A 12,428-nucleotide genomic window follows, 5' to 3' on the forward strand; every position below is an offset into this window, starting at 1 on the left:
TTCTCCGGCGCCTTATCTAACGACCCAGAGCCACGGGTAAGAAGTGGCGGCCGCCGGGTGCGCCGCCTCGTCGATAGGATCGGACCGAGCTGAGGAGCCCTGGGTGAGACCTGACAAGCCGCGCAGACCCACCGTCGCGGATGTCGCCCAGCGAGCGGGCACGTCGACAGCGGTCGTGAGCTACGTCCTCAACGACGGTCCTCGTCCGGTGTCCGAATCGACGCGATCCCGGGTGCTCGCCGCGATCGACGAGCTCGCGTATCGACCGAGCCGAAGCGCTCGCACGTTGCGGTCGCGGCATTCGCAGTTCATCGGCCTGGTGATGCCCGGCACTATCGATCCGTACTACGTCGAGCTGTCTCTTCCGATCGAGCAAGCGGCGGCCCGGCGCGGGCACCTCGTCATGATCGCGAACTCCGACTTCGACCCCGCGCAAGAAGTCGCCATCACCTCAGCACTCATCGACGAGGGCGTTCCCGGGATCGCGATCGCCGGACTCGGAGCCTCCCCTTCTCTGGCCCGTCTGATCGAAGCCTCCGATGTGCGCGTCGTCTTCGTCCACCACCGCCCGGAGGGCTATACCGGCCCCCTCGTCGCCGTCGACGATCGACGGTGGGCGCGCCATGCCGTCGAGCACCTCATCGGCCACGGTCACACCCGCATCGCCTGCCTCGGTCATCATGACGATGACGGCCCGGTGGGTGCACGCGTGAGCGGATGGCGCGACGCGCTGAGCGCGGCCGGGCTCGCGCACGGTGATGAGCTCATCATCCGCAGCGGCGTCGACCGGTTATCCGCCTCCGCTGCGGCCGAGCACTGGCTGAAGGAACGGGCGGACGTGACAGCGGTTTTCGCCGCGACCGACGAACTGGCCTTCGGTCTCATGCACCGTGCCGGCGTCCTCGGGATCGCGATCCCCTCCGAGCTGGCCGTCTTCGGCTTCGATGGGGTGAGTGCGGCCGCCACGTCGGTGCCTGAGCTGTCCACCATCGTGGAGCCTTTCGCCGACATCGGCGAGCGGGTCGCCGCGCTCCTGTTCGAAGAGCGCGACGACCCGAAGGACCATCAGCTGGAGTGCCGCCCGGTCTACCGTGCGAGCTGCGGCTGCCGCTGACGTCGCCGCCGAGGGGCTGGTCCGTAGAGAGCGGTGCGTCGCCGCCGCACGTCCCGATAGGCGAAGATGCCGAGTCCGACGAGGGTGGCAGCGTAGGGGATCGCCTGAACCAGCTGGCTGGGGACATCGAAGTTTCCGAGGCGGATGGACAGGGCCTCGAAGAATCCGAAGGCGAGCGCCGCCAGCAGCACGCCGACGGGCCGCATCCCCCCGAGGAAGATCGCTGCCACGGCGATGAAGCCGCGTCCAGCGGTCATATCGCGCAGGAAGCTCGACACGTAGCCCATCGACAGGAACGCGCCACCGATCCCGCACAAGGCGCCGGCGATGATCACGACGGAGTACTGGGTTCGGCGGACGGAGATGCCCACGGACTGAGCGGCGAGGGGATTGGAGCCCACGGCCCGCACGTGCATGCCGTAGCGGGACCGTGCGAGGAGGAAGGCGATGACGCCCCACGCCAGAAACGCGAAGTAGGTGAGGATGTGCTGCCCGAACAGCACGTTGCCGAGGAACGGCACGCCCTCCGCTGCCGGGACGTCGACGGACGGAAGCTCGGTGCGGCCGAGGGAGGATGTTCCCGACTTGTCGCCGAGCAGCGTGTACACCGCGAACGTCGTCGCGCCCGCGGCGAGGAGATTGACGCCGATGCCGACCACGATGGGATCGGCCTTGAACTCGATCGTGAGGACGCCCAGGATGAGGCCCGGCACGACCCCGGCCACCACCGCTGCGATGAGTCCGAGCCAAGGACTGCCGGTCAGGCCGGCGGTCAGTGCGCCCGCGCACGCACCGCTGAGCATGCTGCCCTCGAGCGTGATGTTTGGCACGCCGCCGATCTCGGAGATCAGTCCTCCCACCGCGGCCAGCAGGATCGGCGTCGCCACCCGCAGCACCGCGGCGATGAACAGTGACCACGTGACGACATCCATCGTCATTTCGCCAACTCCTTCCCCGCGGATGCGGCTCGGCGTCTGCGGACCAAGACGAGGAGGATCTGCGCGGATGCCATCAGCACCACGAGAGCCTGGATGACGCTGACGATCTCGGTTCCGATCGACATCTCCTGCTCCATGACGAGGCCGCCCACCTTCAGATACGCGTAGAAGAATGCGGCGATCGGGATCAAGAGCGGATTCGCCCGCGCGAGGATGGCCACCATGATGCCGTCGAATGCGACACCCGCCGACAGTGTGAGCAGAGCGCGCTCGCTCACGCCCTGAACGATATGGGCGCCGGCGAGCCCAGCGATGGCGCCCCCGATGAGGAAGCACCACACGATGACCCGTCGCGGTGCGATGCCGCCGAACAGCCCGAACAGCGCATTGCTCCCGCTCATGCGCACCGAGTACCCCAGCGGCGTCCGGTTCAGCAGCACCCACACCGCCACGGCGAGGACGGGGATGAAGAACATCATGAGGTTGGCGTTGTCCAGGTTGACGCCGAACACGGCGGTGAGCGCGGGGATCAGCGCCTCGGAGGGCAGGTACTCGGAGGCGACGCTCGTCGCACCTTCGGGAGTCAGCCAGTTCGTCAGCACGAACGAGTACAGGCGCACGAGGACGGCGTTCAGCATGAGCGTCGCGACGAGTTCGTTGGCGCCGAGGGCCGCCTTCATCCATGCGGGCAGGGCGGCACAGAGCATGCCGACGGTCATCGCGGACAGCAACGGGACGATCACCGCCCATCCGGGCGGAAGCGGGACGAAGAGAGCCACGACCGTCGCGGCGAGGGCGCCCATATAGAGCTGGCCCTCCGCGCCGAGGGTCATCAGACCTGCGCGGAAGGCAGCGGCAACCGACAGCGCGACGATGGACAGCGTGGTCGTCTCCAACAGCACGCGCCCGAACCGAGTGGGCCGGGAAACCGGCCCCGACAGCAGCCACTCGTATGCCCCCACCGCATCCTTGCCGGTGGCCAAGAGGATGAGGAAGCACAGAAGCAGCGCGACCGCGATGGTTCCGAGAGTCGTCAGGGCGCCCTCGAACACGCCGATGCGGCGCTCGCGCCGGAATCGCCGTCGATCGTCATTGCGGTCGTAGTCGACGAGGGCGGCGGCGTGACCGTGCACCGACCCGAGAGACTCGGGGTCCGGTGTGAAGCTCTGCGTCGGCGCGGTCATCGCCGAGGTTCCCGGTCGGCCCCGAGCATGTGTATCCCCATCTCTTCGTCGGTGACTGCGGCGGGGTCATCCCACTCGGCGACGATGCGCCCCTCGCGCATCACCAGGAGGCGATCCGCCAGCGCCTTGGCCTCACCCAGATCGGCGGTGACGACGAACACCGCCGCGCCCCCGTCGCGGGCACGGCGAATCTCGTCGTGGACGAACTCCATCGAGCCCACGTCGATGCCACGCGTGGGTTGGGCGGCGAGGATGACCCGGGCGCCGTCGCGAAGCTCGCGGGCCACGATGACCTTCTGGATGTTCCCGCCTGACAGGCTGCCCACAGGAACGTCCGGGTCGGCGGCGCGGATGGCGAAACGGGAGATCGCCGTCTCCGCCCATGCCCGGATGGCGCGGATGCTCTGGAACGGACCCCACCGGAATTCACGCGAGGAGGCGCGGTCGACGATGAGGTTGTCGCCGATCGTCTCCGGCAGGGCCACGCCGTTGCGCATGCGGTCTTCGGGGATGTGGCGGAGCCCGCGCGCGCGACGCGCGGCGACCGACGACGTGGTCACGTCGCGCCCATCGATGGTGAGGCTTCCCGCCGTGGCGGGTCGCAACCCCGCGATGCACTCGACGAGCTCGGTCTGCCCGTTGCCTTCCACCGCCACGGCACACACGATCTCGCCGGCGCGCAGCGTCAGGTCGATCTCGGTGCACGCGAGCTGACCCAGGTCGTTGCGGCACTCCAGGCCTGTGGCATGCATCACCTGGTCGCCCCGCGCCTGCGTGGGCACACGCCGGGCTGTCGTCATCGGCCGGCCGATCATGAGCGATGCGAGTTCGACGGGGGAGGTCTGCGCGGGGGTCGTCCGACCGACGATCCGACCGGCTCGGACGACGGTGATCTCGTCGGCCACCTCGAGGACTTCGTGAAGCTTGTGGGAGATGAACACGACGCTCCGGCCGGCGGCGGCGAAGGCGCGCAGCGCCTGGAAGAGCTCGGCCGTCTCCTGGGGGGTGAGCACAGCTGTTGGCTCGTCGAGGATGAGTACGCGAGCACCGCGGTACAGGGCGCGAAGGATCTCCACGCGCTGCAGGACCGAGACGGACACGTCCCGCGCCTTCGCCTTCGGGTTCACAGGAAGCCCGAACCGCGCGCTGACGTCGGTGACCTCGCGTGCCACCGCGGCGCGATCGACGACGCCCGCACGAGCGGGTTCACCGCCGAGCACGACGTTCTGGGCGACCGTGAACTCGGGCACGATCATGAAGCTCTGATGGACCATGCCGATGCCATGGCGGATTGCGTCATCCGGTGCCGCCAGGCGCACGTCCGCACCGTCGAGGAGGATGCGTCCCACGCTCGGTCGCTCGAGACCGTAGAGGATCTTCATGAGCGTCGACTTTCCGGCGCCGTTCTCGCCGACGATGGCGTGCACGGTGCCGGGGACCAGTTCGAGGTCGATGTCGACGCACGCACGGACGCCGTTCGGGTACTGCTTGCCCACGCCGATCAGTTGCACGCTGGGCGCGGCGGCCTCCACCGGGCCGGACTCGTGAGCCGGCCCGGTAGAGGATGAGTGACGGATCATCAGAACGCCGTGGGTACCTTCGTCTGCCCGGTCTTGACCGACTCGAGCGCCGCCTGGACGCTCTCCGCCACCGTCGCGGGAACCAGACGCGCGAAGTTCTCGTTCTCGGTGGCGATCACGACGCCGTCCTCGGCGATGCCGATGATCTCGGCCTCTCCGTACGGCAGTTCGCCCTTGAGGTGCAGATCCGCCGCACGGAAGAGCGCAGCATCCACGTTCTTGACCATCGAGGTGATGATGGTGTCACGCAGCGTCTCGTCGGCGACCGTGAGGTACTGGTCGCTGTCCACGCCGATCGAGTAGAGGTCGCGCTCGGCTGCCGCCTCCATCACGCCGGCCCCGGAACCGCCGGCCACGCCCCACACTGCGGCAGCACCCGCGTCGAAGATCGCGGAGGCGATCTCCTTACCGCGGGCGGGGTCGTTGAACGCCTTGTCGCCGCCGATGTACTGCACGAGCACGTCCGACTCCGAACCTCCGCCGTCAACGAACCCACCCGTGAACCCGGCGACGAAGTCGTTGATGACCGGGATGTCCTGCGCTCCGACGACGCCCACCTTGCTGAGGCCCTCCGCGTTGGGCAGCTGCCCGTCGGCGATCAGCTCGGCCATGAGGTAGCCGACGAGGTAGGACCCCTCGTTCTGCTTGAACGTGACGGAATACACGTTCTCGCACTTGTTGGAGCATCCGATCTCACCGGTGTAGTCGGGCGGGGCGTCGTAGACCCAGAACATCTTCTCGGGATAGTCCGGAGCGACCCGGCCGACGTAGTCGGACATCGAGTAGGAGCCGGCGACGAGGATGTCGTAATCGTCTCCGGCCGCAGCGTCGGCGAGGCCCGACTCCCAACCGCTCTCGTCCAATCCGAGTTCGACGATCTTCAGCTCGTAGCCGAGCTCGTCGACGGCCTGTGTGAGGCCGCGGTTGGCGGAGTCGATGAAGGACTTGTCGCCGAGCGTGCCGTTCACGACGTACTTGATGCGCGGGGCCTCCGAATCGTTTTCGTCGGATGCTGTCGTTGCGGTGCCGGAGCAAGCCGTGACGAGCGCCGCGACGGCGAGTGCCGCTCCGGCGAAGAGGACTCTGATGCGTTTCATGGCGCTACTTTCTGCTGTGAACGGTGAGAGGGGAGGGGAGGAAGGTCAGGTGGTGATCCCGCGCTCACGCGCGAGTCGACCGAGGATCGGGATGGTCACGAGCTGGTCGGGCTGGATCCGGTCCCAGTCGATACCCGCCGGTGCGGCCAATGGCGTGTGGGTCTGGATGACCTGCTCCTCCGTCACGACCCAGTCCAGGGGAGAGTCGGTCGGCTCGATCGAGATGGCGTCGTCATCGACGAGCGAGAGGGGGTGGATGGTCGTGGCGACCGCTGTCGTCTCATCCACCTTGCCGTACTCCCGCAGCAGGCCCAGTTCGAGGTCCGCGAACCCGGCGCCCTTCCCGGTGCGGGCGCCCTTGCCCGTCGCAGCAACGGACCCCACGTTCACGAGGTCGATGTGCTCCATCTCCTCGAACGGGATGGGGTGGCCCCACTTGATCGCGCCGTCCATCGTCGAGGCCTCCTCCAACGACACCCCGCGAGCGTCGAGATCCTCCCGGGTCAGGCGGAGGAAGCACGGATACACCGCGAGGCGGGGGTAGGCCATGTAGAGGGTCTTGCCTTCCTCCAGTGCACGCAGGCGAATAGGCTGCTGACACGCGTCGGGCGTGCATTTGACCACTCGTGCCGAGTGCCACACCTCGAGCTCCGCGAGCTTGGCCGCCGCCCGGTCGGCCCCGTCGAAGTCGGGGATCGATCCGCGCGGGTCGGTGGCGACGGCGCCGCCTTCCAGGAGCGCGGCCCAGACGCGTTCACGAAGGCGGTCCTTGCCCTCGTGGCGTCCGGTCCACAATTCGGCGTCGTGTGATGCTGCAGAAGTCATGAGGTGAATCTAATCGATTAGCGCTCGACGGAACGGCGCGGCAACGCGAGGTTCATGACGTCGTAACAGGCAGGAAATCGTCCGCGGTTGCGAACCTCGGCTCACCGGTTGCCACACCGTGCCCGGGAGGTCAACCCGGCGCGCTGCGCGCGCATAGGGGTGTACGTCTGGGGCACGCGCCTGGACCAGCAGTGATCCGCGCGTCATCCGAGCTTCGGAGGTGACGAGAACCGATGACCGATCTGGACGCGAAGCCGCAGGCAGCACCTCAAGGCGCCTCGATGATTCCCCGCGGCAGGCAGCGCTGCTCACCGCCTCGCGCGTGGAGCAGAAGGGCAACATCATCGTCCGGTGGATCACCTCCACCGACCACAAGACGATCGGGTATCTCTACCTGATCGCGTCGCTGATGTTCTTCATGTTCGGCGGCCTGCTGGCCCTCGTCATCCGCACGGAACTGTTCGAGCCGGGCATACAGATCGTGCCGACGAAGGAGCAGTACAACGAGCTCTTCACGATGCACGGCACGATCATGCTGCTGATGTTCGCGACGCCGCTGTTCGCGGGCTTCGCCAACGCCATCATGCCGCTGCAGATCGGCGCACCGGATGTCGCGTTCCCCCGCCTGAACGCCCTGTCGTTCTGGCTGTTCCTGTTCGGCTCGCTCATCGCCGTCGCGGGGTATCTCACTCCGGAAGGGCCAGCCGGATTCGGCTGGACGGCGTATCAGCCGCTCGCGAACGCCAGCTTCTCACCGGGTGTCGGCGGCAACCTCTGGTTCCTGGGGCTCGGCATGAGCGGGTTCGGCACGATCCTGGGTGCCGTGAACTTCATCACGACGATCATCACCCTCCGCGCGCCCGGCATGACCATGTGGCGCATGCCGATCTTCACGTGGAACACGCTGGTGACCAGCATCCTGATCCTGCTGGCCTTCCCGGTCCTGGCGGCCGCGCTGCTCGCGGCGGCGGCGGATCGTGTTCTGGGTGCGCACGTCTACGACCCGGCGGCCGGCGGTGTGCTGCTGTGGCAGCACCTGTTCTGGTTCTTCGGGCATCCCGAGGTGTACATCATCGCGCTGCCGTTCTTCGGCATCGTCTCGGAGGTCTTCCCGGTCTTCAGCCGCAAGCCGATCTTCGGCTACAAGACCCTCGTGTACGCGACCATCGCGATCGCCGCACTGTCGGTGGCGGTGTGGGCGCACCACATGTACGTGACCGGAGCGGTGCTCCTGCCGTTCTTCGCTCTCATGACGATGCTCATCGCGGTGCCCACGGGTGTGAAGATCTTCAACTGGATCGGCACCATGTGGCGGGGCTCGGTGACCTTCGAGACACCGATGGTCTTCGCGTTGGGCTTCCTGGTGTCGTTCGTGTTCGGCGGTCTGACGGGCGTCATCCTGGCCTCGCCGCCGCTGGATTTCCACGTCTCCGACACCTACTTCGTCGTGGCGCACTTCCACTACGTCGTGTTCGGCACCGTGGTGTTCGCGATGTTCGCCGGGTTCTACTTCTGGTGGCCGAAGTGGACGGGCCGGATGCTGAACGAGCGGCTGGGCTACATCCACTTCTGGATGCTGTTCATCGGCTTCCACGTCACGTTCCTCATCCAGCATTGGCTGGGTGTGGACGGCATGCCGCGCAGGTACGCCGACTACGCCCCCGAGGATCAGTGGACGTGGGAGAACCAGGTCTCCACGGCCGGCGCCATCCTGCTCGGCGCGTCGATGATCCCGTTCCTGTTGAACGTGTGGATCACGGCGCGCAAGGCGCCGCGGATCACCGTGAACGACCCGTGGGGGTACGGCGGCTCGCTGGAGTGGGCGACGTCGTGCCCGCCGCCGCGGCACAACTTCACGTCGATCCCGCGGATCCGCAGCGAGCGTCCCGCGTTCGACCTGAACCACCCCGACGCTGGTGTTCCGGTCGGTGTGGGTCCGGCCAAGGACGCGCCCGACGCGCCCGTCGTGGACGCCGGCGACGACACCGAGAAGTAGTGCGGGGGGCGCGGCCGGCTGAGATGATCAGCGGGTGCCCTCGACCTTCACCCTCGTGACCGATTCGGATGCGCCCGCCGAACGGCTCTTCGACATCTCGCTCAGCATCGACGCCCACGTGGCGTCCATGTCCGGTTCCGGGGAGCGCGCGATCGCCGGGGTCACGAGCGGCTCCATCGGGCTCGGTGAGACGGTGACGTGGCGGGCCAAACATTTCGGGGTGTGGTTCACGATGACCTCCCGCATCTCCGCGTGCGACCGGCCGCAGCGGTTCGTGGATGAGCAGGTGCGCGGACCGTTCCGGGTCTTCCGCCACGAGCACGCCTTCTTGGAGCTGGGCGGCCGCACCCGCATGACCGACACGATCACCGTCGGCTCCCCGGTCCTGGGACGAGTCGCCGAACGGCTCGTGCTGGTGCCCTACCTCCGGCGTCTCATCGCGCAGCGCAACGCCCATCTCCTGCAGGCGGTCGCGCAGCATCCGTAGCCGTTCGGCTCAGCCGCCGGCGGAAGCGGCGTGCGCCACGACGGAGGCGACCCCGCCCGCGCCGATGAGCGTCACGACCGCGGCGAGCACGGCCGGCAGGCCGCCGGCGGGCAGTGCGGCGCGGTCGCCGTGCTCGAGTAAGGCATCTGCGACGGCGCGGTGTCGGCGGCGGGCGCCGAGCCACAGCGCCGCGGTGAGGAGGATTCCCGCGAAACCGGGGAGCGCCCACCACGGGCTGCCCATCGCGGCCGGCAGCAGCCGCACCGCGAAGAGCGATCCGATGCCGATCGCCAGTGCGGTGCGTCGCCAGGCCAGCTCGGTCCGCTCGGGCTGCAGCCCCGGATCGAACAGCGTCATCGAAGCAGGATCGCCAAGACGAGCAGGACGCCGGCCACGGTCGCCGCGAGCGCCAGGACTGCCGCCATGGGAGTGGCCGGCAGCGGCTCCCGCCGGCGCAGCGCGCGCTCGGTCTTCGCCCATCCGAACCACGCCAGCGGCGGCGTCGCGGTGCCGACGAGGATCAGGATGAGGGATGCGGCGAGCCGCAGCGCGGCGTGCAGCTCCGCCCCGAGCAGCTCCAGCGCGATCCCCGCGGCGATGAAGGCGAGGGACGTGCGGATCCAGGCGAGGAACGTGCGCTCGTTGGCGAGCGTGAAGCGCGCGTCGGGCTCGTCGCCCTGAGAGTAGACGGAGCCGGGGAACCGGGGCCGGGCCCTCACCGCGCGACCGTCCGGAAGCCGGCGTTGCCCATGGAGGAGTCGGGGGTGTTGCGCGAGCGGGCCGAGTTCCGATAGCGATTGCAGTAGGAGAGGTGGCAGAGGTAGCTGCCTCCGCGCAGGACGCGTTCGGCGCCCAGGCGCGGCCCGGTGGGCGCGTCGGTGGGGGACTGCCCGTAGGTGCGCGCGCTGAACCAGTCGGCGCACCATTCCCACACGTTGCCGACGGCCTGCCAGAGCCCGTGCCCGTTGGGCTCGAAGCTTCGCACAGGTGCCGTCGTCACCCACCCGTCCTCCGCGGTGTTGCGGTCGGGGAACGATCCCTGGAAGATGTTGGCCCGCCATCCGCCCTCGTCGACCTCGGCGTCGCCCCACGGGTACTTCGCGCCGTCGAGTCCGCCGCGGGCGGCGTACTCCCACTCGGCCTCGGTGGGCAGGCGCCGCCCCGCCCACGCGCAGTAGGCCTGCGCATCGTTCCAGCTGACGTGCACCGCGGGGTGATCGTCGAGGCCGTCGAGCGAGGATCCGGCGCCGCCGGGATGCTGCCAGTCGGCGCCGCGCACGCCCCGCCACCACGGCGTCGACGGTGGGACCCCGACGACGTCGTCGGCGGGGGCGGTGACAGCGAGGTGGAAGACGGCGGAGAATCCGAACGTCTCCGCCTCCGTCCGGTAACCGGTGGCGTCGACGAACTCGGCGAAGGCGCGGTTGGTGACGGTCGTGGCGTCGATGGAGAACGCGGTCAGTCGCACGACATGGCGGGGGAGTTCGCCGTCGCCGGGGTTGTGGTCGCCGGACGAGTCGCCCATGACGAATTCCCCGGCCGGAACGAGGGCCTGCGGCACGGAGTGCGATCCGCCGTGGGCCACGATGGGATCGGGGCGGTTCGCCGGCGGGATCTGCAGCAGCGTCGATCGCGACGGCGATCCGCATCCGCACCCGCACCCGGCGCCCGTCCGTGCGGTGGCGGTCTGCATCTCCATCGTCGCTTCCTCCCGCGGCGGCATTGACGCGCCCATGCCTGTCACCCTACAGTCAGGGAGGCAAATATGGGACGCCGTCCCGTAGTTCGGGACAGGCCGAATCGCCCCATCCGCATCACCCAGTCGTCACTTCAAAGGAGAGTCATGGCGAACACCGATCAGCTGCGAGTGAAGAAGCAGCAGCGCAATACCGTTCTGGCGAGCGTCTTCGGCTCGATCATCGAGTGGTACGACTTCTTCCTCTACGCGACGATGGCGGCCCTCGTCTTCAACAGCGAGTTCTTCCCCGAGTTCGATCCGCTCATCGGCACGCTCGTCGCGTTCGGCACGTTCGCCGCCGGTTTCGTCACGCGCCCCATCGGCGGGCTGATCTTCGGCCACTTCGGCGACCGCATCGGCCGCAAGAAGATCCTCGTCATCACGATGCTGATCATGGGCATCTCCACATTCCTGATGGGCGTGCTGCCCACGTACGCCCAGATCGGCGTCGCCGCGCCGATCCTGTTGCTCATCCTGCGGATGCTGCAGGGCATCGGCCTCGGCGGCGAGTGGGGTGGCGCGGCCATCCTCACGTTCGAGCACGCACCGCGCGGCAAGCGCGGCCTGTTCTCGTCGTGGCCGCAGACCGGCGTGCCGCTGGGCCTGCTGCTGTCCACCGTCGCGGTGAACCTCGCGAGCCTCGGCGGTGACGAGGTGCTCGTCGAGTGGGCGTGGCGCGTCCCGTTCATCGCGAGCATCGTCCTCGTGATCGTCGGCCTCATCGTCCGCCTGAAGGTGGAGGAGCCGCAGGCCTTCAAGGACATGGTCGAGACCGGCGAGGTGGTCAAGGTTCCGGTGTTCGAGGTCATCCGCAAGTACCCCAAGCAGCTGCTCGTCGGCTTCGGCGCGCGCTTCAGCGAGAGCATCACGTTCAACGTGTACAACGCGTTCCTGCTCACCTACACCACGACCGTGCTCGGACTGTCGAGCTCCTACGCCCTGAACGGCCTGCTCGTGGCGAGCGTCATCGGGTTCTTCATCATCCCGATCGCCGGCAAGCTCTCCGACAAGTTCGGCCGTCGGCCGGTCTTCGCGGCGGGAGCAGCCGTCGCCCTCGTCACCGCCTTCCCGATCTTCGGGCTCATCGACTCCGGTGTCGCCGTGTTCATCTGGCTGGCGACGGTGCTGGGCTGGTCGATGGGCGCGTGCACCATGTTCGGCGCGGAGGCGGCCTTCTTCGCCGAGCTGTTCCCGGCCCGCGTGCGCTACACCGGCATGTCGCTCGTGTACCAGCTGGGCGTCCTTCCCTCCGGTGCCGTGGCGCCGATCATCGCGGTGTGGCTCGTGTCGATCTCAGGGTCGTCGTGGCCGGTCGCCATCTACGTCATGGTCGCCGCCGTCATCGCGCTCGTGGCGCTGTACTTCGCCAAGGAGACGGCGCACCAGGAGGTCGACACCGACCTCCGGGCGCGCGCTGAAGCGCAGTCCGCTCCCGCCCCGGCAGCCCAGTGAAAGCAGGAAGCACCGCA

At 68.2% G+C, this 12,428-nt stretch carries 12 protein-coding genes; 4 read left to right on the forward strand and 8 right to left on the reverse strand.

The features are described from left to right. Positions 1–43: 43 nt before the first annotated feature. A complete protein-coding gene (locus tag F6J85_RS03590; protein ID WP_150923860.1) occupies positions 44–1,114 on the forward strand; it encodes a LacI family DNA-binding transcriptional regulator in 1,071 nt (356 codons plus the stop codon). Here the strand turns inward: F6J85_RS03590 and F6J85_RS03595 are convergent. From F6J85_RS03595 to F6J85_RS03615, 5 genes are read right to left on the reverse strand one after another with little or no spacing between them, the layout of a single operon-like run. Next, on the reverse strand, positions 1,087–2,052 hold the full coding sequence (locus F6J85_RS03595; protein WP_150923861.1) for an ABC transporter permease: 966 nt from the start codon (positions 2,050–2,052) through the stop codon (positions 1,087–1,089). The genes F6J85_RS03590 and F6J85_RS03595 overlap by 28 nt on opposite strands. Continuing rightward, a complete protein-coding gene (locus F6J85_RS03600; RefSeq protein WP_150923862.1) occupies positions 2,049–3,236 on the reverse strand; it encodes an ABC transporter permease in 1,188 nt (395 codons plus the stop codon). The genes F6J85_RS03595 and F6J85_RS03600 overlap by 4 nt, the downstream gene beginning before the upstream one ends. After that, a complete protein-coding gene (locus F6J85_RS03605) occupies positions 3,233–4,816 on the reverse strand; it encodes an ABC transporter ATP-binding protein (protein ID WP_150923863.1) in 1,584 nt (527 codons plus the stop codon). The genes F6J85_RS03600 and F6J85_RS03605 overlap by 4 nt, the downstream gene beginning before the upstream one ends. Beyond that, positions 4,816–5,913: a BMP family ABC transporter substrate-binding protein gene (locus tag F6J85_RS03610; RefSeq protein WP_150923864.1), complete on the reverse strand. Its 1,098-nt coding sequence runs from the start codon at positions 5,911–5,913 to the stop codon at positions 4,816–4,818. The genes F6J85_RS03605 and F6J85_RS03610 overlap by 1 nt, the downstream gene beginning before the upstream one ends. Before the next feature lie 45 nt (positions 5,914–5,958). Then, the gene (locus tag F6J85_RS03615; protein ID WP_150923865.1) at positions 5,959–6,738 is read right to left on the reverse strand and encodes a 5-formyltetrahydrofolate cyclo-ligase; all 780 of its coding nucleotides are present in this window, start codon (positions 6,736–6,738) and stop codon (positions 5,959–5,961) included. A 322-nt stretch (positions 6,739–7,060) separates the two neighbouring features. Between F6J85_RS03615 and ctaD the strand changes: the two genes are divergently transcribed. Both ctaD and F6J85_RS03625 read left to right on the forward strand, forming a co-directional pair. Beyond that, complete coding sequence (gene ctaD / locus F6J85_RS03620; protein ID WP_238707154.1) at positions 7,061–8,734, forward strand: aa3-type cytochrome oxidase subunit I; 1,674 nt, start codon at positions 7,061–7,063, stop codon at positions 8,732–8,734. A 34-nt stretch (positions 8,735–8,768) separates the two neighbouring features. Further along, on the forward strand, positions 8,769–9,221 hold the full coding sequence (locus F6J85_RS03625; RefSeq protein ID WP_150923866.1) for an SRPBCC family protein: 453 nt from the start codon (positions 8,769–8,771) through the stop codon (positions 9,219–9,221). A 9-nt stretch (positions 9,222–9,230) separates the two neighbouring features. On the opposite strand, the gene F6J85_RS03630 is transcribed toward F6J85_RS03625, so the two are convergent. Genes F6J85_RS03630 through F6J85_RS03640 form a run of 3 tightly spaced genes read right to left on the reverse strand, consistent with a single transcriptional unit; the run spans position 9,231 to position 10,920 of the window. Beyond that, on the reverse strand, positions 9,231–9,578 hold the full coding sequence (locus tag F6J85_RS03630; protein ID WP_150923867.1) for a DUF202 domain-containing protein: 348 nt from the start codon (positions 9,576–9,578) through the stop codon (positions 9,231–9,233). Continuing rightward, complete coding sequence (locus F6J85_RS03635; RefSeq protein ID WP_150923868.1) at positions 9,575–9,940, reverse strand: YidH family protein; 366 nt, start codon at positions 9,938–9,940, stop codon at positions 9,575–9,577. Before F6J85_RS03635 ends, F6J85_RS03630 begins: the two co-directional genes overlap by 4 nt. After that, positions 9,937–10,920, reverse strand: a complete 984-nt coding sequence (locus F6J85_RS03640) for a formylglycine-generating enzyme family protein (RefSeq protein ID WP_202980871.1) — start codon at positions 10,918–10,920, stop codon at positions 9,937–9,939. The genes F6J85_RS03635 and F6J85_RS03640 overlap by 4 nt, the downstream gene beginning before the upstream one ends. 144 nt (positions 10,921–11,064) lie before the next feature. Between F6J85_RS03640 and F6J85_RS03645 the strand changes: the two genes are divergently transcribed. Next, positions 11,065–12,411 carry an MFS transporter gene (locus tag F6J85_RS03645; RefSeq protein WP_191906740.1) on the forward strand — a complete coding sequence of 449 codons (1,347 nt, stop codon included), beginning with the start codon at positions 11,065–11,067 and terminating at the stop codon, positions 12,409–12,411. Positions 12,412–12,428 lie beyond the last annotated feature (17 nt).

Origin of the sequence: Microbacterium lushaniae, from assembly GCF_008727775.1 — a bacterium.
Classification (GTDB): Bacteria; Actinomycetota; Actinomycetes; order Actinomycetales; family Microbacteriaceae; genus Microbacterium; species Microbacterium lushaniae.

Bases quoted from the DNA above. Each gene is read 5' to 3' on its own strand.
- F6J85_RS03595 (WP_150923861.1), bottom strand. From the start codon at position 2,052: ATGACGATGGATGTCGTCACGTGGTCACTGTTCATCGCCGCGGTGCTG.
- F6J85_RS03600 (WP_150923862.1), bottom strand. From the start codon at position 3,236: ATGACCGCGCCGACGCAGAGCTTCACACCGGACCCCGAGTCTCTCGGG.
- F6J85_RS03605 (WP_150923863.1), bottom strand. From the start codon at position 4,816: ATGATCCGTCACTCATCCTCTACCGGGCCGGCTCACGAGTCCGGCCCG.
- F6J85_RS03610 (WP_150923864.1), bottom strand. From the start codon at position 5,913: ATGAAACGCATCAGAGTCCTCTTCGCCGGAGCGGCACTCGCCGTCGCG.
- F6J85_RS03615 (WP_150923865.1), bottom strand. From the start codon at position 6,738: ATGACTTCTGCAGCATCACACGACGCCGAATTGTGGACCGGACGCCAC.
- F6J85_RS03630 (WP_150923867.1), bottom strand. From the start codon at position 9,578: ATGACGCTGTTCGATCCGGGGCTGCAGCCCGAGCGGACCGAGCTGGCC.
- F6J85_RS03640 (WP_202980871.1), bottom strand. From the start codon at position 10,920: ATGGAGATGCAGACCGCCACCGCACGGACGGGCGCCGGGTGCGGGTGC.
- F6J85_RS03645 (WP_191906740.1), top strand. From the start codon at position 11,065: ATGGCGAACACCGATCAGCTGCGAGTGAAGAAGCAGCAGCGCAATACC.